This window comes from Mesorhizobium sp. BR1-1-6, from assembly GCF_020165355.1.
In the GTDB taxonomy this organism is placed as follows: Bacteria; Pseudomonadota; Alphaproteobacteria; order Rhizobiales; family Rhizobiaceae; genus Mesorhizobium.
Map to the genome: position 1 here is coordinate 430,703 of NZ_JAIUHZ010000001.1, position 25,693 is coordinate 456,395.

General features: G+C 64.0%; 30 protein-coding genes. 16 read left to right on the forward strand and 14 right to left on the reverse strand.

Annotation, left to right across the window (positions count from 1 at the left end):
- Positions 1 to 17 precede the first annotated feature (17 nt).
- The 5 genes from LB545_RS02110 (at position 18) to LB545_RS02130 (ending at position 6,584) form a co-directional block, all read left to right on the forward strand.
- Positions 18 to 1,370 (forward strand): ammonium transporter, encoded by a 1,353-nt coding sequence (locus LB545_RS02110; RefSeq protein WP_224704342.1) that lies wholly within the window; start codon positions 18 to 20, stop codon positions 1,368 to 1,370.
- A 304-nt stretch (positions 1,371 to 1,674) separates the two neighbouring features.
- Positions 1,675 to 1,950 (forward strand): hypothetical protein, encoded by a 276-nt coding sequence (locus LB545_RS02115; protein WP_140492681.1) that lies wholly within the window; start codon positions 1,675 to 1,677, stop codon positions 1,948 to 1,950.
- A 213-nt stretch (positions 1,951 to 2,163) separates the two neighbouring features.
- Positions 2,164 to 4,830: a DNA translocase FtsK gene (locus LB545_RS02120; protein WP_140492677.1), complete on the forward strand. Its 2,667-nt coding sequence runs from the start codon at positions 2,164 to 2,166 to the stop codon at positions 4,828 to 4,830.
- 136 nt (positions 4,831 to 4,966) lie between these two features.
- Positions 4,967 to 5,647 (forward strand): outer membrane lipoprotein carrier protein LolA, encoded by a 681-nt coding sequence (locus tag LB545_RS02125; protein ID WP_140513951.1) that lies wholly within the window; start codon positions 4,967 to 4,969, stop codon positions 5,645 to 5,647.
- Positions 5,648 to 5,777: 130 nt separating this feature from the next.
- Positions 5,778 to 6,584, forward strand: a complete 807-nt coding sequence (locus LB545_RS02130; RefSeq protein WP_140492674.1) for an exodeoxyribonuclease III — start codon at positions 5,778 to 5,780, stop codon at positions 6,582 to 6,584.
- A gap of 122 nt (positions 6,585 to 6,706) precedes the next feature.
- On the opposite strand, the gene LB545_RS02135 is transcribed toward LB545_RS02130, so the two are convergent.
- Together LB545_RS02135 and LB545_RS02140 are read right to left on the reverse strand one after the other, a co-directional pair.
- Complete coding sequence (locus LB545_RS02135; RefSeq protein ID WP_140524662.1) at positions 6,707 to 7,162, reverse strand: cyclic nucleotide-binding domain-containing protein; 456 nt, start codon at positions 7,160 to 7,162, stop codon at positions 6,707 to 6,709.
- A 121-nt stretch (positions 7,163 to 7,283) separates the two neighbouring features.
- Positions 7,284 to 7,967, reverse strand: coding sequence for a response regulator transcription factor (locus LB545_RS02140; RefSeq protein WP_140492669.1), 684 nt, complete (start codon positions 7,965 to 7,967; stop codon positions 7,284 to 7,286).
- A 144-nt stretch (positions 7,968 to 8,111) separates the two neighbouring features.
- Between LB545_RS02140 and LB545_RS02145 the strand changes: the two genes are divergently transcribed.
- On the forward strand, positions 8,112 to 8,648 hold the full coding sequence (locus LB545_RS02145) for a L,D-transpeptidase (protein WP_181165209.1): 537 nt from the start codon (positions 8,112 to 8,114) through the stop codon (positions 8,646 to 8,648).
- A 56-nt stretch (positions 8,649 to 8,704) separates the two neighbouring features.
- Here LB545_RS02145 and LB545_RS02150 read toward each other — a convergent pair whose 3' ends face one another.
- On the reverse strand, positions 8,705 to 8,950 hold the full coding sequence (locus LB545_RS02150) for a hypothetical protein (RefSeq protein WP_140554835.1): 246 nt from the start codon (positions 8,948 to 8,950) through the stop codon (positions 8,705 to 8,707).
- Positions 8,951 to 9,115: 165 nt separating this feature from the next.
- On the opposite strand from LB545_RS02150, the gene gcvA reads away from it, so the two are divergent.
- Positions 9,116 to 10,048: a transcriptional regulator GcvA gene (gene gcvA, locus LB545_RS02155; protein ID WP_140492662.1), complete on the forward strand. Its 933-nt coding sequence runs from the start codon at positions 9,116 to 9,118 to the stop codon at positions 10,046 to 10,048.
- 9 nt (positions 10,049 to 10,057) lie between these two features.
- On the opposite strand, the gene LB545_RS02160 is transcribed toward gcvA, so the two are convergent.
- The 6 genes from LB545_RS02160 to tsaD are packed head-to-tail and all read right to left on the reverse strand — an operon-like array spanning position 10,058 to position 14,102.
- A complete protein-coding gene (locus LB545_RS02160; protein ID WP_140628176.1) occupies positions 10,058 to 10,474 on the reverse strand; it encodes a DUF1761 domain-containing protein in 417 nt (138 codons plus the stop codon).
- Positions 10,475 to 10,525: 51 nt separating this feature from the next.
- The gene (locus LB545_RS02165; protein WP_411971061.1) at positions 10,526 to 11,239 is read right to left on the reverse strand and encodes a class I SAM-dependent methyltransferase; all 714 of its coding nucleotides are present in this window, start codon (positions 11,237 to 11,239) and stop codon (positions 10,526 to 10,528) included.
- Positions 11,194 to 11,619 (reverse strand): EVE domain-containing protein, encoded by a 426-nt coding sequence (locus LB545_RS02170; RefSeq protein ID WP_224704343.1) that lies wholly within the window; start codon positions 11,617 to 11,619, stop codon positions 11,194 to 11,196. The genes LB545_RS02165 and LB545_RS02170 overlap by 46 nt, the downstream gene beginning before the upstream one ends.
- Before the next feature lie 28 nt (positions 11,620 to 11,647).
- Positions 11,648 to 11,944, reverse strand: a complete 297-nt coding sequence (locus LB545_RS02175) for a YciI-like protein (protein WP_140554833.1) — start codon at positions 11,942 to 11,944, stop codon at positions 11,648 to 11,650.
- A 23-nt stretch (positions 11,945 to 11,967) separates the two neighbouring features.
- Entirely contained in the window at positions 11,968 to 12,990 is a 1,023-nt protein-coding gene (locus tag LB545_RS02180) for an NAD(P)H-dependent glycerol-3-phosphate dehydrogenase (RefSeq protein ID WP_140563973.1), read from the reverse strand.
- Positions 12,991 to 13,016: 26 nt separating this feature from the next.
- On the reverse strand, positions 13,017 to 14,102 hold the full coding sequence (gene tsaD / locus LB545_RS02185) for a tRNA (adenosine(37)-N6)-threonylcarbamoyltransferase complex transferase subunit TsaD (protein ID WP_181171872.1): 1,086 nt from the start codon (positions 14,100 to 14,102) through the stop codon (positions 13,017 to 13,019).
- A gap of 105 nt (positions 14,103 to 14,207) precedes the next feature.
- Here tsaD and hemC point away from each other — a divergent pair, with 105 nt between their 5' ends.
- The 6 genes from hemC (at position 14,208) to LB545_RS02215 (ending at position 20,303) form a co-directional block, all read left to right on the forward strand.
- On the forward strand, positions 14,208 to 15,134 hold the full coding sequence (hemC, locus tag LB545_RS02190; RefSeq protein WP_140513958.1) for a hydroxymethylbilane synthase: 927 nt from the start codon (positions 14,208 to 14,210) through the stop codon (positions 15,132 to 15,134).
- Positions 15,135 to 15,136: 2 nt separating this feature from the next.
- Positions 15,137 to 15,853, forward strand: coding sequence for a uroporphyrinogen-III synthase (locus tag LB545_RS02195; RefSeq protein WP_140513959.1), 717 nt, complete (start codon positions 15,137 to 15,139; stop codon positions 15,851 to 15,853).
- 89 nt (positions 15,854 to 15,942) lie between these two features.
- On the forward strand, positions 15,943 to 17,424 hold the full coding sequence (locus LB545_RS02200; RefSeq protein WP_224704344.1) for a COG4223 family protein: 1,482 nt from the start codon (positions 15,943 to 15,945) through the stop codon (positions 17,422 to 17,424).
- Positions 17,425 to 17,434: 10 nt separating this feature from the next.
- Positions 17,435 to 19,036 (forward strand): heme biosynthesis protein HemY, encoded by a 1,602-nt coding sequence (locus LB545_RS02205; RefSeq protein ID WP_140513961.1) that lies wholly within the window; start codon positions 17,435 to 17,437, stop codon positions 19,034 to 19,036.
- 36 nt (positions 19,037 to 19,072) lie between these two features.
- Complete coding sequence (locus LB545_RS02210; RefSeq protein ID WP_224704345.1) at positions 19,073 to 19,552, forward strand: TerB family tellurite resistance protein; 480 nt, start codon at positions 19,073 to 19,075, stop codon at positions 19,550 to 19,552.
- A 13-nt stretch (positions 19,553 to 19,565) separates the two neighbouring features.
- A complete protein-coding gene (locus LB545_RS02215; RefSeq protein ID WP_411961444.1) occupies positions 19,566 to 20,303 on the forward strand; it encodes a glutamine amidotransferase in 738 nt (245 codons plus the stop codon).
- Between the two features lie 21 nt (positions 20,304 to 20,324).
- Here the strand turns inward: LB545_RS02215 and LB545_RS02220 are convergent, their stop codons facing one another.
- The gene (locus LB545_RS02220) at positions 20,325 to 20,555 is read right to left on the reverse strand and encodes a hypothetical protein (protein WP_140492627.1); all 231 of its coding nucleotides are present in this window, start codon (positions 20,553 to 20,555) and stop codon (positions 20,325 to 20,327) included.
- A gap of 85 nt (positions 20,556 to 20,640) precedes the next feature.
- Positions 20,641 to 21,879 (reverse strand): MFS transporter, encoded by a 1,239-nt coding sequence (locus LB545_RS02225; protein ID WP_140580174.1) that lies wholly within the window; start codon positions 21,877 to 21,879, stop codon positions 20,641 to 20,643.
- Positions 21,880 to 22,722: 843 nt separating this feature from the next.
- On the opposite strand from LB545_RS02225, the gene LB545_RS02230 reads away from it, so the two are divergent.
- The 3 genes from LB545_RS02230 to LB545_RS02240 all read left to right on the forward strand — a co-directional run bounded on the left by LB545_RS02230 (position 22,723) and on the right by LB545_RS02240 (position 23,960).
- A complete protein-coding gene (locus LB545_RS02230) occupies positions 22,723 to 23,058 on the forward strand; it encodes a hypothetical protein (RefSeq protein WP_140625404.1) in 336 nt (111 codons plus the stop codon).
- Between the two features lie 80 nt (positions 23,059 to 23,138).
- Positions 23,139 to 23,519 carry a hypothetical protein gene (locus LB545_RS02235; protein ID WP_224518940.1) on the forward strand — a complete coding sequence of 127 codons (381 nt, stop codon included), beginning with the start codon at positions 23,139 to 23,141 and terminating at the stop codon, positions 23,517 to 23,519.
- A gap of 33 nt (positions 23,520 to 23,552) precedes the next feature.
- The gene (locus tag LB545_RS02240; RefSeq protein ID WP_140816392.1) at positions 23,553 to 23,960 is read left to right on the forward strand and encodes a lysozyme inhibitor LprI family protein; all 408 of its coding nucleotides are present in this window, start codon (positions 23,553 to 23,555) and stop codon (positions 23,958 to 23,960) included.
- A 41-nt stretch (positions 23,961 to 24,001) separates the two neighbouring features.
- On the opposite strand, the gene LB545_RS02245 is transcribed toward LB545_RS02240, so the two are convergent.
- From LB545_RS02245 to LB545_RS02255, 3 genes are all read right to left on the reverse strand, one after another.
- Positions 24,002 to 24,196: a hypothetical protein gene (locus LB545_RS02245; protein WP_224618118.1), complete on the reverse strand. Its 195-nt coding sequence runs from the start codon at positions 24,194 to 24,196 to the stop codon at positions 24,002 to 24,004.
- Positions 24,197 to 24,306: 110 nt separating this feature from the next.
- Positions 24,307 to 24,768, reverse strand: coding sequence for a MucR family transcriptional regulator (locus tag LB545_RS02250; RefSeq protein ID WP_140492615.1), 462 nt, complete (start codon positions 24,766 to 24,768; stop codon positions 24,307 to 24,309).
- Positions 24,769 to 24,984: 216 nt separating this feature from the next.
- Positions 24,985 to 25,689 carry an ROK family protein gene (locus tag LB545_RS02255; protein ID WP_140492612.1) on the reverse strand — a complete coding sequence of 235 codons (705 nt, stop codon included), beginning with the start codon at positions 25,687 to 25,689 and terminating at the stop codon, positions 24,985 to 24,987.
- Positions 25,690 to 25,693: the final 4 nt, after the last annotated feature.

A 25,693-nucleotide genomic window follows, 5' to 3' on the forward strand; every position in this document is an offset into this window, starting at 1 on the left:
TTCCAATGGAGAGTTCAATGAATATTCCTTCCACCTTGAAGAAGACGGGACGCGCCGCCCTTTTTGGCTCGCTCGCTCTCGCAGCGTTGGGCAGCGTCGCCGCCCTCGCGCAGGAAGCGGCTCCGGCCGCGGCTGCCGCCGCCCCGGCCGCTCCCACCCCGGTGCTCGACACCGGCAACACCGCCTGGATGCTGACTTCGACGGCGCTGGTGCTGATGATGACCATCCCCGGCCTGGCACTGTTCTACGGCGGCATGGTGCGCAAGAAGAACGTGCTTGCCACCGTCATGCAGAGCTTCGCCATCACCTGCCTGGTGACGGTGCTGTGGTTCATGTTCGGCTATTCGCTGGCCTTTTCCGACGGCGGCGGCATGAATGCCTATCTCGGGGGCTTCTCGAAGTTCTTCCATCACGGCATCACCACCTCGACGCTGTGGGCGCCGGGCGTGGCCAACATTCCTGAATTCGTCTTTTCGATGTTCCAGATGACCTTCGCCATCATCACCCCGGCCCTGATCGCCGGCGCCTTTGCCGAGCGCATGAAGTTCTCGGCCCTGCTGATCTTCATGGCGCTGTGGCTGCTGGTCGTCTATGCGCCGATCGCGCATTGGGTCTGGGGCGGCGGCTTCCTCGGCGCTGCCGGCGTGCTCGACTTCGCCGGCGGCACGGTCGTCCATATCAATGCCGGTGTCGCGGGTCTCGTCTGCGCCCTGGTCCTTGGCAAGCGCGAAGGCTACGGCACCACCAACATGGCGCCGCATAACCTGGTCTATTCCGTGATCGGCGCTTCGCTGCTGTGGGTCGGCTGGTTCGGCTTCAACGCCGGTTCGGAACTCGCCGCCGACGGCCTCGCCGGTGCCGCGATGCTCAACACCCAGGTTGCCACCGCGGCAGCGGCGCTGGCCTGGATGTTCGCCGAATGGATCGTCGCCAAGAAGCCCTCGGTGCTCGGCATCATCTCCGGCGCCGTCGCCGGCCTTGTCGCGGTGACGCCGGCTTCCGGCTTCGTCAACCCGACGGGCGCCTTCATCGTCGGCATCGTCGCCGGCGTCGTCTGCTACATCTCGGCGGTCAAGGTAAAGCACATATTCGGCTATGACGACTCGCTCGATGCCTTCGGCGTCCATGGCGTCGGCGGCGTGGTCGGCGCATTGCTGACCGGCGTGCTCGCCGACCCGGCAATCAACAGCCTGTCCTCGGGCGCGTCGATCGGCAAGCAGCTCTACGGCATCGTCTTCACCATCCTGTGGACGGCAATCGCCACCTTCGTCATCCTCTACATCGTCAAGGCGCTCGTCGGCCTGCGTCCGTCGACCCAGGAAGAGGTCGAGGGTCTCGACATCAGCCAGCACGGCGAAGTGGTGCCGTAAGGCCTCTTTGCCATGGGACCGGCGGACCTCCTCCCGCCGGTCCCATCTCTTTCTGTAATCGCGTACGGAAAACCGCTGCACGTCTTCTGGAACTTGAAATCCCGTCGTGACGCTCCGCAAGGTGCTCACGCCTTGAGGCCCGGATCGCTCCGGGCCTCTTTTTTGGAGCCCGTTTGATTGAACGAGCGCAATCACGTTCGCGTGATTGAGATTTTCGAGGAAACATCGGACGTCTTGGCATCGAACTCCCGGGCACGACCACTGTTCGGCGGTCGTTGCAAACAATAGGGAAGGAAACTATCCAATGAACGTCAAGAATATCTGTCTCGGCGCGCTCGCTCTTTCCATGGTCAGCGGCATGGCATTTGCCGGGGCTCTCGACGAACCCGACAATATGGCCCCGTTCTTCACCGATTCCAGCATGAAAACCATGAAGCCGATGGCGGAATTCAAGACCGCTTTCATGGCCATGCCAATGGAAAAACAGGATACGATGAAGAAGGAATGCCAGGACGCGGCGATGAGCAAGCCGCACGCCGAGTTCTGCGCCAACGTCCAGGCGCTCGGCGGAGCCAACTGAGACCGCAGCGGATCAGGCCCACCGAGCCTGATCACCCTGCCGTTGCCGATGCAGAAATGGCGGGCCGTGAGGCTCGCCATTGTTATTTGCGGCAGGCGGGTGGGGCCCTTGCCATGGTTAATGCGGCCTTAACCTTCCCACGCATAGTCTGGCAGCCAAATCTGCCGAAGTGCGTCACGCGCTCGGGCCAGGCAATCACTGACGGGGAAGAGCATGCGTTCAGGGGCTTCAGCACCGCTCGCGCTGACCGATACGGGGCACGGCATCCAGGCATTCGCGCGACGCCAGGTCGGCCGGCTTGTCGGCGCCGGCATGTTCGCGTTCACCGCTTTCGGCGTCGCCAGCCTGGCCACCTGGAATGTCGCCGACCCGAGCTTCTCGCACGCCACAGCCAACACCGTCACCAATGCCATGGGCTATGCGGGTGCTGTCTTCTCCGACATCGCCATGCAGTTCTTCGGCCTTGCCGCCGTGGCGGCGCTGGTTCCGGCCGTGATCTGGGGATATCTGCTGTTTTCGGCGCGTGGCGTCGACAGGCTGCCCAGGCGCGGTCTGTTCTGGTTCGGCTTTGCCCTGCTGGCCGCTGCGATCGCCGGCTGCGTGGTGCCGCCCAAGACCTGGCCGCTGCCGACCGGGCTCGGCGGCGTGTTCGGCGACATGGTACTGAAGATTCCGGGCGTCGTCATCGGTGGCTATCCGACCGGGCTGGTGGCCAGCGTGCTCGCCATTCTGATGGCCGGTCCGGCGCTATGGCTGTTCGCCTACGGTTCGGCGCTGATCGCACGCAAGAACGGTTTCGCCGTCATGGAGGAACCGGCCGCCGCCGATCCGCGTGAGGATGAGCTGCTGTTCGACAATGACGAGGATGAAGGCGACGAAGGCATGCTGGCGCTCGGCGCAATGACCCATTGGTGGCTTTCGTTCCGCGCGTGGATGCACCGCCGCGCCGTGCGCCGCAGGCAGCGGCGGGACGAATTCGAGCCGGGAATGGAGCCGCGCGCCAGCGCCTGGCGGCGTGCCGCCGAACGGGTCGAATCGGCCGAGTTCGCCGAGCAGCGGATGAGCCCGGATGGCCGTGCCCGCGTCGAACCGGAATTCTTCGCCGCCATGGTCAACGACCGCAGCGTTTCCGTCGATCCGGACGATGACGTCTTCGACGATCGCTTCGACACCGGCGATGACGATGTCGATTTCGACGATGAACCCCTCGTCCAGCGTCGCGCGGCTTCCACCGCAAAGGTCCAGCCGTTCCGCTCGGATGCCGCCACGCGCGTTGAAGCGCCGGCGCCGCGCCCGGCTCCGGGTGCGCGCGTCCAGCGCGAGGCGCAGGCCTCGTTGATCGGCTCGGAAAAATTCGAGATGCCGTCGCTGCATTTCCTGTCCGAACCGAAGAACGTCGCGCGCGACCCGAGCCTCTCGAAAGACGCGCTGGAACAGAACGCCCGCCTGCTCGAAGGCGTGCTGGAGGATTTCGGCGTCAAGGGCGAGATCATCCATGTCCGCCCCGGCCCCGTCGTCACGCTCTATGAGCTGGAGCCTGCGCCAGGCATCAAATCATCGCGCGTCATCGGCCTCTCCGACGACATCGCCCGCTCGATGAGCGCCATCGCCTGCCGCGTCGCCGTGGTGCCGGGCCGCAACGCCATCGGCATCGAATTGCCGAACGCCAAGCGCGAGACGGTGTATCTCAGGGAAATCATGGCCAGCCGCGATTTCGAGACCACCAAGGCCAAGCTGGCGCTGGCGCTGGGCAAGACCATCAACGGCGAGGCGGTCATCGTCGATATCGCCAAGATGCCGCACGTCTTGGTCGCCGGCACCACCGGCTCGGGCAAGTCGGTCGCCATCAACACCATGATCCTGTCGCTGCTCTACCGGCTGACGCCGCAGGAATGCCGGCTGATCATGATCGATCCCAAGATGCTGGAGCTCTCGGTCTATGACGGCATCCCGCACCTTTTGACGCCTGTCGTCACCGACCCGAAGAAGGCGGTGGTTGCGCTGAAATGGACCGTGCGGGAGATGGAAGACCGCTACCGCAAGATGTCGAAGGTCGGCGTGCGCAATATCGACGGTTTCAACGCACGCGTCCAACAGGCGGAGAAGAAGGGCGAAAAGATCTCGCGCACGGTGCAGACCGGCTTCGACCGCCAGACCGGCGAGGCGATCTACGAGACCGAGAATCTCGACCTCGAGCCGATGCCCTACATCGTCGTCATCATCGACGAAATGGCCGATCTGATGATGGTTGCCGGCAAGGACATCGAGGGTGCCGTCCAGCGCCTGGCGCAGATGGCGCGCGCCGCCGGCATCCATGTCATCATGGCGACGCAACGTCCGTCTGTCGACGTGATCACCGGTACCATCAAGGCCAACTTCCCCACCCGCATCTCCTTCCAGGTGACGTCGAAGATCGACAGCCGCACCATCTTGGGCGAGCAAGGCGCCGAGCAGCTGCTCGGCATGGGCGACATGCTCTACATGGCCGGCGGCGGCCGCATCCAGCGCGTGCACGGCCCGTTCGTCTCCGACGACGAGGTCGAGAAGATCGTCGCGCATCTGAAACTGCAGGGCGTGCCGGAATATCTCGACGCCATCACCGAGGACGATGATGAGGACGAGGACGAGCCCTCCGGCAAGGGCGGCTCGGGCGGCGGCGGCGGCAATTTCGAGGATTCCGACGATCCTTACGACCAGGCGGTGTCCGTGGTGTTGCGCGACGGCAAGGCCTCGACCAGCTACATCCAGCGGCGTCTGGGCATCGGCTACAACCGCGCCGCTTCGATCATCGAGAAGATGGAAAAAGAAGGCATTGTCGGCCCCGCCAACCATGCCGGAAAACGCGAGATCCTGGTGCCGACCGAAGAGGACAAATTCTGATCGCGACAAATACCGGCGGCAACTTTGAACCTTCTGGCGCGTTCAAGCGGTCAAGCAGTGTTCGCGCCGTCAAACTTCAGCCCAACTGGGGGTTCAGGACAACAACAAATCAGGACTCAAGATGAGAGTGACCGACATGAAAAACGATCTTTCCGCGCTCGGCGATCTTGCCCCGACGCGCCGTCAGTTGCTTGGCCTCGGCCTGGTGCTCGCGGGCGCTGCCGCCCTCAACGTGGTGCCCGGATTCGAGCTGCTGGCATCCGCGCAGGCGGCCGTGCCGGCGGCCGCGCAGAAGATCGCCGATCATTTTTCCTCGGTTAAGTCGATGAGCGGCGAATTCGTGCAGTTCGGCCCCAAGGGCGAACAGACCGGCGGCAAGTTCTTCCTGGAAAGACCGGGCAAGATCCGTTTCAATTATGACGGATCCTCGAATTTCCGGGTGATTTCGGACGGCAAGTCGGTGGTCATCCTCAACAAGAAACTGAACACGTCCGATCTCTATCCCTTGTCGAAGACGCCGCTGAAACTGTTGCTCGACGACCGGATCGACCTCTCCGGAAACCGCGTCAAGAGCGTCAAGGAAGAGGACGACCTCACCACCATCCAGCTCTCGGACAAGTCGGTGTTCGGCAATGCGCGGATCACCATGATGTTCGATCCGAAGACCTATGATCTGCGCCAGTGGACGATCACCGATGCGCAGGGCAAGGACACCACGGTGATGATCTTCAACACCAAGGAAGGCGTCAGCTTCGCTCCCGACACGTTTGCCATCGACTATACGGCCAATCGCGAGCTGAATACGAAAACCAGATAGCTTTCCTCGCGCTGGCGAAGCCTTTCGTGCAGTTTCGGCGGCGCGGCGCCGACCTCCGCAACTGCTGCAATGCTTGTCTTTATGGCGCGGGGCTGGCAGTAGTTCGGCGATCTTTCGCCGGACCCGCCAAATGCCCTTTTCCATCGCCACCTGGAACATAAATTCCGTTCGCCTGCGCATGCCGATCATCGAGCGCCTGCTCGATGAATACGCGCCCGATGTGCTTTGCCTGCAGGAAACAAAAGTTCCCGACGAGCTGTTCCCCGAAAAGGCCTTCCGCAGGCTCGGCTACGGGCACATCGCCTTTCACGGTCAGAAGGGCTATCACGGCGTGGCGACGGTCGCGCGCCGGCCGATCGCGGTGGTCGAGAAGCGCCGCTTCTGCGACATCGACGACAGCCGGCATTTGTCGGTGACCGTGCGGGCCGGCGGCAAGACGATCCTGCTGCACAATTTCTACGTTCCGGCGGGCGGTGACGAACCGGACCCGGAAGTCAACCGCAAATTCAGGCACAAGCTCGATTTCGTCGCCGAGATGAACGCAATCCGCGCCGAACACAGCGAAGTGTCCGCCTCGGTCCTGGTCGGCGACCTCAACATCGCGCCGCTCGAACACGATGTCTGGTCGCATAAGCAACTGCTCAACGTGGTCAGCCATACACCGGTCGAGACGGAGAGTTTCGAGGCCATGCGGCTGGCCGGCGACTGGGTCGACCTGATGCGGCTCAACGTGCCATCAGAACAGAAGCTCTACACCTGGTGGAGCTACCGCGCGCAGGACTGGGAGGCATCCAACCGCGGCCGGCGGCTCGACCATGTCTGGTCGTCACCGAACCTGGTGCCTGATTTCACCGGCTACGAAATCCTGCGGGCGGCGCGTGGCTGGGAACGTCCCTCGGATCATGTTCCGGTCATCGCGCGGTTCAACCTGGACTGATCAGCCGGGCCGGCGCTTTTCCCACTCCGGCGACAATTGCGTCAAGCCGCTCGGTCGCCATGATGAAGGGCAGGTCATTTTCGGTGGCGCGAACCAGCCGGAACTCCACCTGTCTCTCCCGTTCACTCGGAAAAGCGCGGCGCCAGCTTCTCGATGCGGTGGATCATTGCCTGAAAGTCTTCCAGGATGCGCTGGTGGAGCTGTGCCGCCAAATCCGGATATTCCTCCAGGATGCGGCGGAACATCTTTCGGCTGAGCCGGATCACCTCCGAATCGACCGCGGCCGATGCACTGGTCAGCCGGTTGGTGTCGGCGATCAGCGCCAGTTCGCTCAGCATGGTGCCGGGGCTGGCCGTGCCGATAGGGATGCGTCCGCCTGCCTGTTCGCGGTAGAGCACGATCTCTCCGCTGACCACGATATAGGCCGAATCAGCCATATCGTCCTCGCGATAGAGCTTGTGGTCTGCCTGCAGCAGCATGGTCTCGGCGCCGAAGGCGAGCAGGCGCAATTGTTCCTGCGTGAAGCCCTCGAAAAGCCTCACGGCTGACAGGATGCGGATGTCGTCATCCAGCGCCATCTAGCTGTGTCCCCGAACGGTCAGTCCAATCCCTCCTCTGCGGTGCGATCCAGAATCCCGCTCCAACAGGATCGCACCCAAAAGCAGCCCCGCCCAGACCGCTTATTGGATAATAAAATGTTTAAGGAACCAGCTTGTAGCCACCGCTTTCTGTCACAAGAATTTCCGCATTGGAAGGATCGCGCTCGATCTTCTGGCGCAGGCGATACACATGGGTTTCTAGTGTGTGCGTGGTAACGCCGGAATTGTAGCCCCACACCTCCTCGAGCAGCACGTCCCGCGTCACCACCTTCTGGTCGGCGCGGTAGAGATATTTGATGATCGAGGCCTCCTTCTCCGTCAGCCGCACCTTTGCGCCGCGCGAGTCGATCAGCAGCTTCTGGCTTGGCTTGAAGGTGTAGGGGCCGACCGAGAAGGTGGCGTCCTCGCTTTGCTCGTGCTGGCGCAGCTGCGCGCGGATGCGCGCCAAAAGCACCGCGAAGCGGAACGGCTTCGTCACGTAGTCGTTGGCGCCGGCTTCGAGGCCGAGGATCGTGTCCGAATCGGTGTCGTGGCCGGTCAGCATGATGATGGGCGCCTTGTAGCCGCCCTTGCGCAGGATCTTCACCGCTTCGCGGCCGTCCATGTCGGGCAGGCCGACATCCATGATCAGCAGGTCGATGAGGCCGCCACGCGCCGCGGCGACGCCTTTTGCCGCAGTGGACTCCTGCAGCACGTCGAATTCCTCATAAAGGGACAATTGCTCGACCAACGTGCCGCGCAGGTCGTCATCGTCGTCGACGATCAGGATGGTTCGTGAAGTCATGGATCAATCCGTTGTTTTGAAAAGAAAATTCAGTTGACCGCTGCCTGTTTATGCGGAAGCTGACCGGCACAACAGCCGATCACAGTGATTTGTTCCGTGGCACGATCATACAAGAAAAAACACGATCGCAATGCAGCCGGCGCAATTTTGCGAAAAGGACTGCGGGTGCTGACCGTGCGGGCGAGGCCCGGCCGTCCCAGCCAGGGGCTGCTGCAGGCGGGCAGAACGGTGTTTGCCTGCGCGCTGGGGCGTGGCGGCATCTCGGCGGGCAAGCGCGAAGGCGACGGCGCCACGCCGCTTGGCCAAATGCGGATCCTGTCGGGTTATTTCCGGGGAGACCACTTCTCCAGCGGCCGCATCACCCGGCTGGCGATGACGCCGATCGGGCCTGATCTCGGCTGGTGCGAAGTGCCCGACGACCGAAACTATAACAGGCCAGTCAAGATCCCCTACGGCGCCAGCCACGAACGCATGCGGCGCGACGACAGGCTCTATGATGCCTGCCTTGTGCTCGACTGGAATATAACGCCGCGCCGCCGCGGACGCGGCAGCGCCATCTTCTTCCACCTGGCGCGCCCGGGCTTCACGCCCACGCAAGGCTGCGTCGCGGTGACCGCACGCACGATGGCGCGCCTTTTGCCGCTGCTGTCGGACCGGACGGTGGTGAGGGTGGTAAGGTAGGGAATGGTGTAGGGAATAGGCAGTAGGCAGTAGGGTTCTCTTTCTATTGCCTACTCCTAATTCCTATTCCCTTTCCTTACCTGCCAGCCGATGTCGAGCAGGCCCAGCCGGCCGAGTTCGCGGTCCATGGCGCGGGAGACGTCTTTGCGCGTGGCGCCAACATCGCGCAACTGGCGATCCGACAGGTCCTCGATGTCGTCCTGCGGCAGGCTTGCCGCGACCTTGGCCTGGCGGAGCCAGTCGAACGCGGCGGTCAGCCAGTTCAGCCGGCTCGCGGGAGCTCTCAAAGCTATGTGAGACATGATGCGGTTCCTTCCATCCGGACATAAAATCCGGTTTGATATTGGTTCGATGGTCGCATCATGCCCGATTGAAAGATTGGAGAGAAACGAGTAGTTCTTTCCGGATTATCAAGTTTTCTTTGAGGATCAGGACGCCATGACCGCGTCTGTTCTGGGGCCACGCTGATGGCCCGCCTGGTGCCGGGAACCCGGGCGCTGAGGACGCTGGAGGCAGCGGCCCGGCATCTCAATTTCACCCGGGCCGCCGACGAACTCGGCCTGACACCAGCCGCCGTCAGCCACCAGATCAAGGAGATCGAAGACCAGCTCGGCATCGTCCTGTTCACGCGCTCCAGCCGCAGCATCCGGCTGACGGAGGCCGGAACGGTGCTGTTCGAGGCCTCTGCCGATGCGCTCGACCTGCTTGGCAAGGCCGTCTCGCGGGCACAGAAGATGACGCGCGGCACGACGCTGCTGAAAGTGACGCTCGACGCCCAATTCGCGACGAAATGGCTGATGCGGCGGGTCGAGGATTTTCGAAAAAAACATGAAGGCATCGAACTCAGGTTCGACATCGCCTACGGATTGCGGGATTTCGACCTTGACGATGTCGATGTCGGCATCCGCTTCGGCGCCGGCAGATATCCGGGACTTTGCGCGCATCGGCTGTTCGACAACGTCATCATCCCGGTATGCAGCCCGAGCCTGCTGGCGTCAGGTCCGCCGCTGCGCGAACCGCGCGATCTCTTCCATCACACGCTTGCCCATATCGAATGGGCGCGTCAGGGCGTGACCTGGCCGAACTGGCGCATGTGGATGGCGGCAGCCGGCGTCGACGATTTCGACGACAGCCGCACCATCGTTTTCGGCACCTCGGCCGACGCGGTCCAGGCGGCGATGGAGGGCAGCGCCGTGGCGCTCGCCGATTTCGCCATGGTGGCCAACGACCTTTCCGAAGGTAGGTTGGTGCGGCCTTTCGAACTCGGCATCAAGGTCGCGCCGGAATTCGCCTATTTCCTGGTCTATCCCAAGGAACTGGTGAACGATCCGCGCATCGTTGCCTTTCGCACGTGGATTCTGGAGGAAATGGCAAAATCCCAAACCGCGGACCGGGTGTAGCGGAGGCCTTCAACTCGCTGCGGCGCCGAACCAGCCGACCACGGCGCCGACGATCAGCAGCACGCCAAGCCAGTGGCCGCCGTCGATGATGGTCAGGTCCCAGCCGAAATTCTCGTAGCGATGATTGACCGACAGCGTGGTTGCGACGAAGCCGAGCCAAAGCACGAAACCGAAGACCAGTCCCGCCAGCAATGTCGGCTCGCCCCCAGTCACCGCGCCGACGACTAGGGCCATCACAAGCGCCATGACCAACTCGGCGATGAAAGAGATGAGAAACGGCAGCAACGATCTCTTCATGGTCGCCGGATCGAGTTTTGCAGCCTTCAGCCATGGCTTGCTCAAACCGGTGTACCAGCCGGCGCCGAACAGCCACGCCAGGATTGCGGCGACGATCACCGCCAGCCAGTTAACCGCTGAAAAATCCATGATATCCCCCTCTGATACGGAGCTCATGGAAACGCCTGTTCAGTGGCGGCGTCAAGCCGGGCGCGCGATGCTCCACCGCCAGACAGTGGTGCGTTTGATCTCCGCATCCTCGAGCGCCCGCGTCACCGGCACCTGGTAGACGCCAAGCGGTTCCAACCCCGACCGCGGCAGATAGGAGCGGCCGGGATCGCCGATCAGGATATCGGCGCCGCGCCGCTTCAGAGCCGCGAACCAGGGCGTCAGCCGGTCTGCGAACGGCTTGTCGTAGAAGACATCGCCGGCAAGAACCACGTCCCAGTCCGCATCCGTTCCGACGCAGTCATTCTGGACGAATTCGACCGCGACGCCATTGGCTTGCGCATTGAGGCGGACCGCCGTGGCGCAGAACGGGTCGATGTCGGCGGCGGTCACCCCTGCCGCGCCGGCTTTGGCCGCGGCGATGGCGACGAGACCGGAGCCGGAGGCGAAGTCGAGCACGCGCTTGCCCCGCACCATGGCCGGGTTGTCGATGATATGGCGGGCAAGCCCCTGGCCGCCGGCCCAGGCAAAGGCCCAGAAAGGCGGCGGCAGCCCGATCTCGACCAGCTCGTCCTCCGTCCGCTGCCACAGATCATGCGCCTCGTCGGCAAGATACAGCGCAATCTCCGGCACATGCGGCGGCGCCATCAGCGCCGTATTGTCGAGGATGAAGCGTTCCGCGCTATGGCTCGTGAGAACCGTCACGGAGCCGGTGTCAGACCACCCATGCCGCAGACTTCCTTCCATTCGGCCGGAGTCACCGGCTGCACGGAAAGCCGGCCGAGCCGCACCAGCGCCATGTCGGCGAGCTTGGGATTGGCCTTGACCTGCTCCAGCGTCGGCGGGTTGGGCACATCCTTGAAGGCGCGGATGTCGACGCATTCCCAGCGCGGATCGTCCGATGTGGTGTCGGGATGAGCCAGTGCGCACACTTCGGCGATGCCGACCACGTTCAGCCCCTCGTTGGAGTGGTAGAAGAAGCCGAGATCACCGATCTGCATGGCCTTCATGTTGTTGCGCGCCGCATAGTTGCGCACGCCGTCCCATTGCGTGCCTGCCTTGCCCTTGGCCTTCAACGCCTCGAACGAGAAGACCGAGGGTTCGGATTTGAACAGCCAGTAGTTCATTCGTATTGCTCCTCCAGCCTTGTGCCGATTAATTAGCCGCCGGCTTGTTGAAGGTCCAGTTCCACTGGCGGACCTCGACGCTTTCGAACAGTCCCGCCTTGGCATAGGGATCGGCTGCCGACAGCGCCTGCGCGCCTGCCATGTCAGGCGCTTCGACGACGACGAGGCTGCCGTTGGACTTGCCGTCGGCGTCGAGGAACGGACCGGCGAAGGCCAGCTTCTTGTCGCTGTTCAGCCCTTCGAGAAAAGCGAGGTGCTCCGGCCGCGTATCGATGCGCACTTGCATGCTTCCGGGCTTGTCCTTGCAAATCAACGCGAACAACATGTCTCTGTCTCCTGATGCTGGAATCAATCGTCGGTTTCGGTCTTCAGCGGCCGGGTCATCAAGGCCGCCACAGCCTGCCGGATGGTGATGGTGCCGTCCAGTATGGCGGCGACTGCGGCGATGATAGGCGCGTCGATGCCGCGCTCGGTGGCGATGCGGGCGGCGATCGCCGCCGTCGGCACGCCTTCCGCCAGCGGCAGCCCGCCAAGCGGCTTGCCCTGGCCGAGCGCCAGTCCGTAGGCGAAGTTGCGCGATTGCGTGGACGAGCAGGTGAGCAGCAGGTCGCCAAGGCCGGAAAGCCCCATCAACGTCTCGGGTCTGGCGCCGAAGGCGGCACCGATGCGGCGCAGTTCGACGAAGCCGCGCGTCACCATGGCGGCCTGGGCACTGGCGCCAAGCCCGGCGCCGGTGACGGCACCCGCGGCGATGGCGAAGACGTTCTTCAAGGCGCCGCCGATCTCGACGCCGATCAAATCATCATTCGAATAGCAACGCAGATTTTCCGCCGAGAAGCGCGCGGCAAGCTTGGCCGCCAGCGCCTCGTCGCGGGCGGCAACCACCACCGCTGTCGGCAAGCCCCGGGCAACGTCCGTGGCGAAGCTCGGGCCGGACAGAGCGGCGACCGGATTCCCAGGCAGGATCTCCCCGACGATCGCCGAAAGCAAGTCGCCGGTGTCGCGTTCGATGCCCTTGGCGCAAAGGACAAGCGGAACGCCGGAAGGCATATGCGGCTTGGTGGCTGTCAGCATCGCCCGCAGCGATTGCGCAGGCGCCACTGCCAGCACGCAATCGGCACCGTCGAGCGCGGCTTGGATGTTGCTCGTCGCTACGATGCCGGCCTGGAGCGCGATGCCAGGCAGATAGCGTCGATTTTCGCCGTGGTCGATTGCGGCGACGGTCTCCGGGTCGCGCGCATAAAGGCGGACGAAATGGCCGGCACGCAGCATGGCCAGCGCCAGAGCGGTACCCCAGGCCCCGCCACCGAGTACGGCAACGCGCCAGCCGGTTGGCGCGGCCTCGATGCCGCTCATGCCTTCCTCGCTCATGCCCTCCTTGCTCATGCCCTCCTTGCTCATGCTTTGGCCCCGCGCCGGCCCGAGCCGATCATCGGCGCGGAGATGCTGTCCAGCGGCCAGCGCGAGCGCGGCACGAAATCGAAGCCGTTTTCTTGCGCCAGGCCTTCGCGCATCCGCTCGATGCCGGCCCAGGCGATCATTGCCGCATTGTCGGTGCAAAGTTTCAGCGGTGGCGCGACGAAGGCGAAGCGCGCCTCGGCGCACAGCCGTTCCAGCGTCGCCTTGATCGTATGGTTGGCGGCGACGCCGCCGGCGACGACCAGCGCCGGCGCGGCCGTGTCAGGGAATTCCCGGCGGAACCGGGCGAGCGCGCGCGAGACACGGTCGCCCAGCGCGTCGGCCACCGCCGCCTGGAAGGACGCGCAGATGTCGGCGACGTCCCGGTCGCTCAAGGGCTCGATCGCGCTCGCCGCCTGGCGCACAGCGGTCTTCAGGCCGGAGAACGAAAAATCGGGCTGCGCCGATCCCTTCATCGGACGCGGGAAGGCAAAACGACCCGCATCGCCCGATGCCGCCGCCTTCTCGACATTGGGACCGCCGGGATAGGGTAGGCCAAGCATCTTGGCCGTCTTGTCGAATGCTTCGCCGAGCGCGTCGTCGATGGTCGTCGCCCAGCGCTGGTAGTCGCCGACGCCGCGCACGGCCAGGATCTGTGTGTGGCCGCCGGAGACCAGCAGCAGGAGATAGGGAAAGTCGAGCCCATCGGTCAGCCGCGCCGTCAAGGCATGGCCTTCGAGATGGTTGACGGCGATCAGCGGCTTGCCGGTTGCGGCCGCGATCGCCTTGGCCGTCATCAACCCGACGATGAGGCCGCCGACGAGGCCCGGACCTGCGGTCGCGGCGATGGCATCGATGTCGGCCAGCGCCACGCCCGAATCGGCAAGGGCTGCCTCGACAATGCCGTCCAGCGCCTCGACATGAGCGCGCGCGGCGATCTCCGGCACAACCCCGCCGAAGGCGGCATGCTCCTCGATCTGCGACAGCACGATATTGGACAGGATTTTGGGCGCGGCATTGCCTTCCAGCGCCACGACGCTGGCGGCGGTCTCGTCACAACTCGTTTCAATGCCCAGAACGCGGATCAATTGGTCGCTGTCCCCAAGGATTGTGTATCGGGGCATTCCCCGGTAGGAGACGCCCGGAAAAGGCGACTTCGCTTGCCGGGGGGTTATCACGGACCGCGCGCCATGCAAACAATCTTGAAGATCGGAACACGCGGCAGCCCGCTGGCGCTGGCGCAGGCGCAGGAAACCCAGGCGCGGCTTATGGCGGCGCATGGTTTGCCGCAAGAAGCGTTCGAAATCGTCGTCATCTCGACCACCGGCGACCGCATCCAGGACCGGCCGCTGTCGGAAGCTGGCGGCAAGGGCCTCTTCACCAAGGAGATCGAGGAGGCGCTGCTCGCCCGCGCGATCGACATTGCCGTGCATTCCTCGAAGGACATGCCGACGCAGTTGCCCGATGGGCTGGAGCTGTCTGCTTTCCTGCCGCGCGAGGACGCGCGCGATGCTTTCGTCGGCAAGGCGGCTAAGACGATTGCAGACCTGCCGCGTGGCGCCAAAGTCGGCTCGTCGTCGCTCAGGCGGCAGGCGCTGATCCGCCGCATGCGGCCGGATCTCGACGTGGTGATGTTTCGTGGCAATGTGCAGACGCGGCTGCGCAAGCTCAATGAAGGCGTTGCCGCCGGCACCATCCTCGCCCATGCCGGGCTGAAGCGGCTCGGGCTCGGCCACGTGGTCACCGATCTGATCCCGCTCGACATCTTTCCGCCGGCGCCGGGCCAAGGCGCGATCGGCATCGAAACCCGCATAGGCGATGGCGACGTCGAACAGATGCTGGCGGCCATCCACGACCTGCCGACCGGACAGGCGCTGGCTTGCGAGCGCGCTTTCCTGGCGGCCCTCGACGGCTCCTGCCGCACGCCGATTGCCGGTCATGCCGTGATAGACGGCGCGGACCTTTCTTTCGCGGGATTGATCATCTCGCCTGATGGCACGCAGTCGCACATGGTCGAGATGAAAGGCCTGGCGCTGGATGCCGCCCGCATCGGTGAAGAGGCGGCAAGGACGGTGCGGGCCAGGGCCGGCGAGACATTCTTCGACGGCTGGGCCTGACGGTGCAGCGCGTTCTGGTGACGCGGCCTCAACCGGGCGCCTCCCGCACCGCGCGAATGCTCAAGGACATGGGGTTTCTACCGCTGCTTTTGCCGCTGACCGAGACGGTGGCCTTGCCGATCGATACGGACCTCGTCATCGGCAATGCCGTGGCCGTTGCGGTGACCAGCGCCAATGGCGTGCGCTTTGCGCCTAAGGAGGTCGTCGCCCGGCTTTCGGACTTGCCTTGCCATGCCGTCGGCAAGAGGACCGCGCAAGCCGCGCGTGAAGCAGGATTTTTGTCCGTCAGCGAAGGTCCCGGCAATGCCGAAGGTCTTGCTGGCAGTCTTGCCGGCGAATTCCAGGGCAAGACCATTGTCTATCTCTGCGGACGCGTGCGCTTCCCGGCATTCGAGCAGCGGCTGCAAGCTGCCGATGTCGGGGTCCGCCCCGTCGAGACATACGACACGCTCGCCGTGACCTATTCGGACGAGGCCGTGCTTGCCCGTCTGTCGGGGCAAACCGCGGATGCGGTGCTGCTCTATTCCGCCAGGGCGGCTGCTGCGCTGCAGGCCTTGGTCAGGCGGCCTGCGCTGCATGAAGCCTTTGACAAGACGCGGGTTTTTGCCCTGTCGCATCGCATCGCCGCCGTCCTTGGCGACGTCGCTGGCGACCGCATCCACATAGCCGCGCGGCCCGACGAGGGTGCGCTGCTTTCGCTTTTGCGGCCCGGGTCCTGAGCCGCGTCATCACACCGCCCCTTTTCACCGCTTGGTGATGTGCTAGACCCTCTTTGAACCATCCCCAAGCGAATTTGCGGAGCCCAAGCATGGTCAAGACGCCGAAGATGCGACATTCGAAAAGCCGCCGCGAGCCGGTGACCATCGAACTTGAGCCCGGCGCCGTTTCCCGCATCGCCGACGAGAATGCCGCCAGGGCCGGGGCGCAAACCGACGAGGCCAAGGCGGAGGAAGCCGCGAACGCCTCGCGGCCGGAGGCGCCCGAAGAGCCTGTGCACGCCGACCAGACCGATCTAGAACCCTGGGAGCACGCCGAGGCGACAGCGCCCCGATCGGAACGATCCGCGGAAAGCGCCGCCAAGGCGGACGAACCGGCGGCAGCCTACCCCGGTTCCCGGGACGACGCCGCTGGCAAGGCCGGCGCCTTCGACTACAGTTTCGAGGACACATCGGCGAAGCGCGCCGAACCTGAACCGGCCGGGCCAGTAACCGGCGCCTCGGCGGGGAACGGGAAAACCGCATCCGCACCGCCACCGCCGAAGCGGGTCAACGGCATCGCGGCCGGCATCATCGGCGGTGTCATCGCACTGGTCGGCGCCGGCGGATTGCAGTTCGCCGGCCTGCTCGGCGCGCCGGGGTCCGCTCCCAGCGTCTCGCTCGAAGGCGTCAACGGCGAAATCGCCGCGCTCAGAGCCGAGATCGCGGATCTGAGGCAAGCCGGCGACGGCGGTGCGTCGGCCAAGGTCGACGGGTTGTCCGCGGCGTTGGATCAGGTCAGGACGGATGTCGCAGCGCTCAAATCGGCGGTCGAGCAAGGCGGAGCGGGCGACAATGCCGGGCTGGCCGCGCTTGGCGACAAGGTCAGGCAGATCGAGACGGCGGTTACGGCGCTCGGCAAGGCCGGCAACTCGGCCCCAGTCGATCTCGGTCCGCTCAATGAAAGGGTGGCCGGCCTCGATGCGCTGGTGAAATCGGCCGGCGAGGCGGCGGCGAAGCAGGACAGTCGGCTCACCGCGCTGGAGCAGTCGGTGTCGCAGCTTTCTGGGAAAGTCGAGGCGCAGGCCGGACAGCCGAAGGTCGCGCTCGCCATCGCCGCTTCGGCACTGAAGGCGGCGCTCGACCGTGGCGCGCCGTTTGGTGCCGAACTCGAGACCTTCGCCGCGATCGCGCCGGACGCGCCGCAGCTTGCGGCTCTGCGCGCCTACGCCCAAAAGGGCGTCCAGACCCGCACCGAGATCGCATCGCAGATGGATGCCGCCGCCAACGCCATGGTCGCGGCGGCCACGCCGGTCGACGAAAATGCCGGGCTGCTGCAGAACCTTCTGTCGAGCGCCGAATCGCTGGTCAAGGTCCGGCCGATCGGCGCTGTCCAGGGCGCCGGCGCGCCGGAAACCATTGCGCGCATGGAGGTGGCGGTCAATCAGGGCGACTATGCCAAGGCGCTCACAGAATATGAGACGCTGCCCGCGCCTGCAAAGGCGGCCGGCGCCGATTTTGCCGGCAAGCTGAAGGCACGCATCGAGGTCGAGACGCTGATCGATGCGCTGATATCAGGCGCGATGAAGGCGTGAGGAACTGGCGATGATCCGAATCCTGCTCTTCCTCGCCGTCGTCTTCGCGCTGGGCCTAGGCTTTGCCTGGCTGGCGGACCGGCCGGGCGACATGGTCATCACCTTCAACGGCTACCAGTATCAGGTCAGCCTGATGGTGGCGGCGGTGGCGGTGGTCGCTGTCGTCGCGGCGGTGATGATCCTGTGGTGGCTGATCAAGTCGGTCTGGAACAGCCCCTACACCATTTCGCGCTATTTCCGGGTGCGGCGCCGCGACCGCGGCTATCAGGCGCTGTCGACCGGCATGATCGCCGCCGGCGCCGGCGACGGCGCGCTGGCCCGCAAGAAGACCAAGGAAGCGGCCAAGCTGATCCGCTCCGACCAGGAGCCATTGATCCATCTGCTCGAGGCCCAGGCTTCGCTGCTCGAAGGCGACCACGAAGGCGCGCGCCAGAAATTCGAGAGCATGCTCGACGATCCCGAAATGCGGCTGCTCGGCCTGCGCGGGCTTTATCTCGAAGCCGAGCGCCTGGGGGACCGCAATGCCGCCAGGCACTATGCTGGGCGCGCCGCCGGCATGGCGCCGCAACTGGCCTGGGCGGCCGAATCGACGCTTGAAGAGCTGACCGGGCGCGGCGACTGGGACGGCGCGCTGAAGCTGGTCGAGGCGCAGAAGGCGACCCGCCAGATCGAACGTGACGCCGCCAACCGCCGACGAGCCGTGCTGTTGACCGCCAAGGCGCAGTCACTCGCCGACAGCGATCCCGCAGCTGCCCGCACGGCGGCGATAGAGGCCAATCGGCTGCAGCCGGAGTTCGCGCCGGCCGCGGTCGCGGCTGCGACGCTGCTGTTTCGCCAGAACGACGTGCGCAAGGGCTCGAAGATCCTCGAGACAGCCTGGAGGGCCGAACCGCATCCGGAGATAGCGGAGCTCTATACCCATGCCAGGCCGGGTGACGCCGTGCTCGATCGCCTCAACCGGGCGAGGAAATTGCAGGAGATGAAGAAGAACCACGCCGAATCCTCGATGACGGTGGCGCGCGCCGCGCTCGATGCACAGGATTTTGCGACTGCCCGCCGCGAAGCCGAGGCGGCGATCCGGATGGACCGCCGCGAGGGCGCCTATCTGCTTTTGGCCGACATCGAAGAAGCCGAGACGGGCGACCAAGGCAAGGTGCGACAGCTCTTGTCCAAGGCGGTGCGGGCGCCGCGCGACCCGGCCTGGGTCGCCGACGGCGTCGTCTCGGAGCGCTGGGCGCCGGTATCGCCGGTCACCGGCCGGCTTGACGCCTTCGAGTGGCGCGCCCCGATGGAGCGTCTCGGCCAGCTGATCGACAGCCGTGACGATGCGCCGGACGCCCCGGCGGTGGCGATCGAGGCGCCGGGCAGGCCGGCGCAGGAAGAGTCGGTCGAGGTGATCGATCACGCTGGCCCGGGCGGCGAGACGGCCGGCAAGCAGGCCGAGAACGATCAGGACCACGTCAGGCCGGTGACGGCGCAGGCTTTCGCCGCGGTGCCCGCCGATGCCGAGGCCGTCGAACCGGCGCAGGAACTGGCACGCCTGCCGGACGATCCCGGCGTCGATCCGGACGATGCGGCGGAAAAGTCGCCGCGCCGGTTCCGGTTGTTTTGAGTTGGCTGGGTGGCCCGGCCGTTTGGGAATGGATCGATGTTCGAACGCGTTTTGTCGTTTCTGAGGGATTTGCCGACCGGCACCGGCGCCAGCGCCAGCGCCGATGATCCGCGCGTGGCAGCCTCGGCGCTGCTCTACCACGTGATGAGCGCCGACGGCGTGCGCCAGGACGTCGAGTGGGAACGGTTCAAGGCAGTGCTGGCGCAGGCCTATTCGGTCAGCGGCAACGAGCTCGACGCGCTGGCCGCCGCCGGCGAGCGCGCCGACAACGAGGCGATCGACCTCTATGCCTTCACCAGCGTGCTGAAGCGCCACCTCGATGCCGAAGGCCGCAAGGCTTTCATCGGCCTGATGTGGGAGATCGTCTATGCCGATGGCGAGCTGCACGAGTTGGAAGACAACACGGTCTGGCGCGTTGCCGAGCTGATCGGCGTCGAACGCCAGGATCGCATCGAGGCGCGCCGCAAGGCGGCGGCCGCGGCGCCGGGGGCCCGTGGAACGTCGAGCGACGAATAGGATCCATCCGCCGATGCCGCCGATGCCGCCGCGTTCGAAGCCGAGAATCCTGATCGTGCTGCATCAGGAGAATTCGAGCCCCGGGCGCGTCGGCCACATGCTTCTCGAAGAGGGCTTCGATCTCGACATCCGCCGCCCGCCGCTTGGCGATCCCTTGCCAGAGACGCTCGACGGCCATGCCGGGGCCGTGGTGTTCGGCGGGCCGATGAGCGCCAATGACGAGGACGAGTTCGTCCGCCGCGAGACCGAGTGGCTTGAGGTTCCGCTGCGCGAGAACCGGCCGCTGCTGGGCATCTGCCTTGGCGCGCAGATGCTGGTCAACCATTTGGGCGGCAAGGTCGAGGGGCATGGCGAAGGGCTTGTCGAGATCGGCTGGTATCCGTTGAAGGCGACGGAAGCGGGCCAGAAACTGATGCGCTGGCCGGAAATGGTCTATCAGTTCCACCGCGAAGGTTTTTCGCTGCCCAGCGACGCGACCTTGCTGGCGACCGCCGAGACCTATCCCAACCAGGCTTTCCGCTACCGCGACAATGCCTGGGGCATCCAGTTCCACGGCGAATTGACCAGGCTGATGATGCAGCGCTGGGTGGTGCGCGGCGCGCACCGCTTCGAATTGCCGGGCGCCCAGCCCGGCCGCGACCATCTCGGCGGCAGGCTGATCTGGGACATGCACCTCAAGCGCTGGCTGGACGAGTTCCTGGTGCTGATTTTCGGCGGCCGACGGCGCGGTCGCGGCACAACCATCCCCTGATGGCGGGTCGTTTAACGCCTGCTAGTTCGAAAACGTCACGCTCACGCCGCGCTGACGAAAATAAGCCTGCATCAATTTGCGGCCCGAGCGGTTGTTCTGCGCCAGTTTGGTGGGATCGAACACCGCCTGCTTCATCCCCTCTCGTGCCAGCGCTGCCTTAAGCGTCGCGATATGGGCGTCGAGATCGGCATTGTCGGCCCGCAGCGACACATAGATACTCTCGGTTGCCTCAGCCACGGTCGGTTCGCTCACAGGTATCGTCCTTTGGTTGGTCGGGCGGCGGCTTAGCACGGATTCGCAGCCCGCCGATACCGGTGGACCTGAATTCGATGCCCCGTCAGTTTCGTCCATTGAGGTGCCGCACCCTTCGGAGCGCCGGGAACAGGTAGGCCCACAGGCCGGCAACGGCGATGGCGCCGACGCCGCCGATGACGACGGCCGGCACCGTGCCGATCAGCGCCGCCATGGTGCCGGCGCGGAATTCGCCGAGCTCGTTGGAGGCGCCGACGAAGACCTGATTGACGGCGTTGACGCGGCCGCGGACATGATCGGGGGTCCAGAGCTGGATCAAGGTTTCCCTGATGTAGACGCTGAACATGTCGGTGGCGCCGAGGAAGGCCAATGCCAGGATCGACAGCCAGGCGATGGTCGACAGGCCGAACAGCACCGTAAAGGCGCCGAACGCGGCCACGAAGCCGAGCATGATCAGGCCCGCGTGGTTGCGGATAGGATGACCAGCGAGCCAGATGGCGACACAGATGGCACCCACCCCTGGCGCCGAGCGCAGCAAACCAAGTCCCCAGGGACCGAGTTGCAATATGTCGCGGGCATAGATCGGCAGCAGCGCCGAGGCGCCGGACAGGAGCACGGCGAAGAGATCGAGCGAGATGGCGCCAAGCACGATCTTCTCGCCCCAGATGTAACCGAAGCCGGCGAACAGGGTCTGCATGGTCGGCTTGTCGGTCTCGCTGCGCTGTGCCGGCCTCGGTATGGTGAAGATCAGCAGCCCGGCGACGAGCATCAGCGCCGTGGCCGTGCCATAGGCCACCTCGGCCGATACGCCGTAGAGAAGGCCGCCGGCGACCGGCCCGACGATGGTCGCCGTCTGCCAGGCCGACGAGTTCCAGGCAATGGCGTTGGCGAAATCCCGGGGCGGCACCAGATTGGCGAACAGCGACGACGAGGCCGGTCCGAAGAAGGCGCGGGCGATGCCGAACATGGCGAGCACGATGAAGATTGGCAGCGGGCCACTGATGCCGCGCAGGGTCAGGATGAGCAGCGCGAGCGCGCAGATCGCCTCGAGCAGCACCGCCAGCGCCATGATCAGCCGGCGGCCGAAACGGTCGGCAACGACCCCCGTGACCAGCACCAGGAGCAGCGCAGGCAGGAACTGGACGATGCCGACAAGCCCGAGATCGAGCGGGTCGCGGGTCAGATCGTACATCTGCCAGCCGACCGCGACGGACACGATCATGGTGGCGAATGTGGTGAGGAAGCGCGCCGCCCAATAGCTCAGGAAGGAGCGATGGCGGAACGCGGCATAGCGCTGGTCCGGTGATATCTGTTCGGAGGTCATGGAACGAGGCCCCGTTAGAAGGATGGAGGCCGGCGGGGCACTTCCACGATGGACGCTGGTCCGGCCGGGGAGCCCTTTAGCCCAGTTCGACGTATGACGCGCGCAAAAAACAGGTTCTGGATCAAGGATTTTCTGACGTGTTCCATCGAACGCACACGAAACTCACCCGCCAAGACCCGGCGGGACAGGAAAGCCTATCGGGTGTCTCGAAGACCGCATGCCCCCCCATCGTGCACGCGATAACCTTGAAAGCCGATCCGTGAGCAGCATTCTTTCGGCCTGCCCACTGGCCTGGCCGAAACCTACCAATACATTGGGGTTCTGGCGATAATGTCGAGCGTAACTCCACCCTTATATATCGTCGTCCCTTGTGAATTGGAATAATAGACCATTTTATGCTGGAATAGTCGAAAAGCGTAGGCGTAACCCAGCAATCTTTTTGCTGGAGCCTTTCTGTCAATCATATTTAAGTACTTGCTAAATCAAGCAGGGTGCTTACTGGGTTATTAAGCATTCTCAAAACAGAACTCAAGATCTGGCAATTTTCCCTTGCTAGCCGGCGACATCGGCTACAACCTATGGATACATCAACCGCGCCGGCGGATCGTTGGCATGCTTGGGCGGATGGGCGCTAGGCATGGAGAGGGAAATGGACATTCGCCAAGGCGGCTCCCGCTGGGAGCGTTCCCCTCGACTTGAGGAATTGCGACAGCCGGCAGCAAAGTCGTCGAATGCCTGGACCACAGCCCGGGCGTTTCGTGGTCCGCGAAGCTTTTGTCCTCTTCGGATCGTCCCCCGATCGACGGATGAATCGCTGCCGCCGGGGAGCGAGGAGAATAAACCGTGAAACATATAGTCTATTCGGTCATCGCCAGTGTTTTACTGGCGGTCGCCGGCTGCACCACCGACGATCAGACCATCGACACCAGGCCGCAATACGACAAGCAAGGCAATCCCAATTTCGATACGCGAGGCAGATACATTGGCTGCCATGGGATCGGATGCAAAGTCGATGACCCTGGCGATGGGGATCAAAGCATCGACGACAGGCCGCAATACGACAGGCAAGGCAATCCAAACTTCGATACGCAGGGCAACTATCAGGGGTGCAATGGTATTGGCTGCCAGGTCGATGCGCCTGACGATGACAATTCATCGGGTGACGACGATTCCGACTGACAGCCACACTCCGCAAAGGAAGAGGAAAACCACCTATGTCTGAATTCGGCGACTTGGTTCGACGGCACGCCAAAATCGTCATGATCGGGCTGGCGGGGTTGATACCGACATCTGCTTTCGCGAACGATGCCTGCGACGGCGTCAAGGTCGAAGTGACGAAGGCGCGCAAACAGGAATATGCACCGCTCGTCGCTTCGGCGATGGACAATAAGTTCAAGCCCGCCCGCGCCAAGTTCATCACCATCTTGGAAAGCGGCAACTGGAGCGCCGCTTATGTCTCCACGCCTGTGAGCGATGACGGCGTGATGTTCTTCCAGACCGTCGACGGAAAGAAGCAGTTTCGTGACGTATGGGGCGGCTATGCCGATCCATCGGAAAAGCCTGGACTGGTATCCTGGGCGAAGAAGCTTGGAGCACCGGAAAAGCTGGCCAGGTGCTTCGCCGAAACCGTTACGGAATGACGATGCCGCTCACCTGCAAAGAGGACGAGACCAATGAAAACCGCAATTCTGACCACCGCCGTGGTTCTGGCCATGCCGGCTTTCGCTTTTGCCAAGGACAAGTGCGCCGGCGCCAAGGATCAGGCCACCATGAACCAGTGCGCCGATGCTTCGTTCAGGAAATCCGACAAGAAGCTCAACGAACTTTACAAGCAGATCGAAACCCGCCTGAAGGACGACGCGGATACCAAGAAGCTTCTTGTCCAAGCGCAGCAGGATTGGATCAAGTTCCGCGACGCTGAGTGCAATTTCCAGACCGCGGGAGCGGCCGGAGGCAGCGTGGTCCCCATGCTCCTCTCGATGTGCATGGATGGCCTGACGCAATCCCGGGTCAAGGATTTCGACGGTTACCTGAACTGCAAGGAAGGCGATCTGAGCTGTTCCGTTCCGGCAGCGAACTGAGCTTTCCTGCCTGCCTGCAGGCGGGGTGGAAAATCATTCCCTCAGCGCGGCGGAGATGGCGTCGAGCCCCCCTGCAATTGCGCGCTCGCCGTGGAAGAGCGCAAGATCGGGCAGCGACAGGCCGAGGTCGAATAGCTTCTGGTCGGCGATCGAATTTCGGAGAGATTGTAACGGATGCGGTCGTAGCCGTATTCCTGCGGCGCCTCTTTCTCGATCACCAGCCTGGTGTAGTTCATGGCTTTCCCAAGGCCTGTCTGCACATCCAAGCCACAAAAGCATGAAGCCTGCCAAGACGGACCGCCGGCAGGCCTCAATCAAACCATTGGCTCAGCGCCGGAATGCGCGCTCAGGCCGAGACCTTGGCTTTCCTGCCCCTGGCCGGCGCTTTCGGGGCGACGGCCTTGCGGCCGAGACCGATCGACTTAGCCAGTTCCGAACGCGAGGCCGCGTAATTGGGAGCGACCATCGGATAGTCCGACGGCAAGCCCCATTTGGCGCGGTAGGCGTCCGGCGTCAGGCCGAAATGCACGCCCAGATGACGCTTCAGCGATTTGAACTTCTTGCCGTCCTCCAGGCAGATGATGAAATCCGGCGTCACCGACTTCTTGGGATTGACCGCCGGCACGAGCGGCGCCGCCACGGGTACGGCCGGCTGGCCGAGCCCGCTGATCGAAGCGCTGACGCTGGCGATGAGGTCGGCCAGGCCGGAGGCGGGCAGGCGGTTCTTCTCGACGTAAGCCGACACGATATGGGCGGTCAGCTCGAGAAGGTCGATATCCTTGCGAGCGTCGTTGCTGTCGTCGGTCAATCTATTTTCCTCCGTCTATGGCGTATGGGGCCCGAAATCGGCACAGTTTCGGATGGGATGATGCGCAAAGTTAAAGTGCGGCGGCGTCTTTGCACGTCCCTCGCGGTTCGTCGCGATGTAGTGCGCCGGAATTCCTAGTCGGCAAATCTGCGCAATGCAACGACTTGGCCCCGCGTCACACATTATTTTGAATAACTATACTGAACTGTAATACTATCAGACGATCAGGGCCTTGTCTCGCCACAGACGAAATCCGCCTTCGAAGGCGCGTGTGTTGTCGCCGCGCCTGCTGTCGGCGGGCAAATCGCCGAGCTTGTCGACATTGCCGCCGCCGATGACGACATAATCGGGCTGCATGGCGGCGCGCAGCCGGTCGACGACGTCGAAAACGGATTTTCGCCATTTCTTCTTGCCGCGTTTTATCAGGCCGCGCTCACCGACATAGTCCTCGAAGCTCTTGCCCTTCTTATAGGGAAGATGGGCGAGTTCCATCGGTTGGGCGACGTTGTCGACGATCATCGCCGCACCCAGGCCGGTTCCCAACCCCAGGAACAGCATGCGACCGCCTTCATAGCTGCCGATGGCCTGCATCAGCGCGTCGTTGACCACCTTGACCGGTTTGCCGAACTGCGCGGCGAAGTCGAAGCCGGCCCAGCCCTTGCCGAGATTGGCGGGATCGAACAAGGGCCTGTTGTGATGCACCGGGCCGGGATAGCCCATCGAGATGACGTCGTAGGACAGTCCGTCGGCCAGCGCCTTCACCGCATCGATCATCTGCTGGGGCCTCAGGTCCGGCCCGGAATCGGCGCGGCGCTCAGCACCGCCTGAGCTGGTGAGGATCTTGACGTGCGAGCCGCCTATGTCGATCGACAGCACGATCGGATCGCCGCTCGCCGCTTTCGGCCTTGCCGTCCTGGCCATGCTG